Source organism: Actinosynnema sp. (genome assembly GCF_052038725.1).
The window spans coordinates 1-1,706 of the sequence record NZ_JBQGCX010001357.1; the positions used below are offsets into that span (position 1 = coordinate 1).

The 1,706-nt window shown below is 77.4% G+C and carries 2 protein-coding genes; both read right to left on the minus strand.

Features of this window, described 5'->3' with window-relative positions:
* Positions 1 to 274: 274 nt before the first annotated feature.
* A complete protein-coding gene (locus ACTUAL_RS28630) occupies positions 275 to 1,267 on the minus strand; it encodes an NAD(P)-dependent alcohol dehydrogenase (protein ID WP_096494193.1) in 993 nt (330 codons plus the stop codon).
* On the minus strand, positions 1,264 to 1,706 hold a 443-nt coding region (locus tag ACTUAL_RS28635; RefSeq protein ID WP_440902418.1), incomplete at its 5' end, for a hypothetical protein. The genes ACTUAL_RS28630 and ACTUAL_RS28635, both read right to left, overlap by 4 nt.

The window sequence follows — 1,706 nt, forward strand, 5'->3', positions numbered from 1 at the left end:
GGTTCCCCGGACTCCACCAGCCGCGACACGGCCGCGTTGCCGATCTGCCGCTGCAACGCCAGCAACCCCTCCGGAGCCGGGTGGCCCGGCGTCGGAACCGGCTCCTGCGCCTGGGTCCGCACCTGCGGCGCGGTGCGCGCGCGGGTTGCGCTCGGCTCCTCACGGGCGTGCATCGAGACCTCCCCGGTCGACGTCCCCCACCCGCATCGTCCGGCCTGCCCCGCCCCCGGCGCCAGGCCCGGCGGGGCAGGCCGGGGGCAGTCGTCCTGCCCCGTCAGAACTCCAGCACCGCCCGGTACCGCGCCCCACCCCCGCGCACCAGCTCCAGCGCCCGCTCCACCTCGCCCACCGGGAACACCTCCACCGCCGCCCGGATGCCGTGCCGCGCCGCGAAGTCCAGCATCAGCCGGTTCTCCGAGGGCGTCGCCGGGATGCCGCCCACGATCCGCTTCGCCTGCGGCAGCAGGCTCATCGGCCGCACCGAGATCGCCCCGGCGGGCAAGCCCACCACGCACAGCGTCCCGCCGGGGCGCAGCGCGGCCAGGTAGTCGTCCCACGGCAGGTCCGCCGGGACCGTCGACAGCACGAAGTCGAACGACCCCTCCACCAGCTCGCCCGGCGTCCGGAAGTCGGTCGCGCCGAACGCCCGCGCCTCCGCCTCCTTGGCCCGCGTCGTGGACACCGCCGTCACCGCGCACCCCCACCCGGCCAGGAACTGCAGGGCCAGGTGCCCGAGCCCGCCGACGCCGACCACCGCGACCCGGTCGGTCGGCCGGACCCCGTTGGCCAGCAGCGGCCCGAACACCGTCGTGCCCGCGCACAGCAGCGGCGCGGCCTCGGCCGAGGGCAGCGCGTCGGGCAGGGGGTGGACGTGCCGCCAGTCGGACGCCCGCAGGTGGTCGGCGAACGCCCCGCCGTCGCCGCGCAGCACCACGTCGTCGCGCGCCGCGCACAGGTTGTGCCGCCCGCCCAGGCACTGGGCGCAGTGCCCGCACGACCCGGCGATCGCCCCGACCCCCACCCGCGTCCCGACCGCGAGCCGCGCGTTCGCGCCCACCGCGACCACCACGCCCACGGCCTCGTGCCCGGCGACCACCGGGAACCGCGCCACGCCCCACTCGTCGTCGATCACGCCGACGTCGGTGTGGCAGATCCCGCAGTGCGTCACCCGCACGTCCACCTCGTCCGGCCCCGGCGGACCGAGCTCGCGCACCAGCGGGCGCAGCGGACCACCGGCTTCGTGCGCGGCCAGCGCGACGACCCTCACCGCTGCCCCCTCCCGTCACCGCGCAGCACGATCCGCACGGCCACCCGCAACCGCTCCCGCTGCACGTCCACCGGCGCGTCGAGCTGCTTGACCGCCGACGACACCAGGTACAGGTGCTCGGCCAGCTCCACCGCCCCGACCCCGCCGGGCTCCCACGCCCCCGCGACCCCGGACTCCTCCAGCACGTCCACCAGCGCCGCGACCACGTCGTCGTGCAACCGCCGCAGCAGCGGCCCGCTCACCTCGGCGGCGGCCCGCAGCAGCTCGCTCACGCTCGCGCTGCTCGCCGTCGCCGCCTCGCCGTGCAACGCCTCCAGCGCCGAGACCACCCGCCGCTCTACCGGCGCGCCCACCCGCGCCAGCTCCGCCAGCGCGGCCTCGCGCACCTGCCCGACCATGCGCTCCAGCACGGCCGCGAACAGCACGTCCTTGGCCCGGT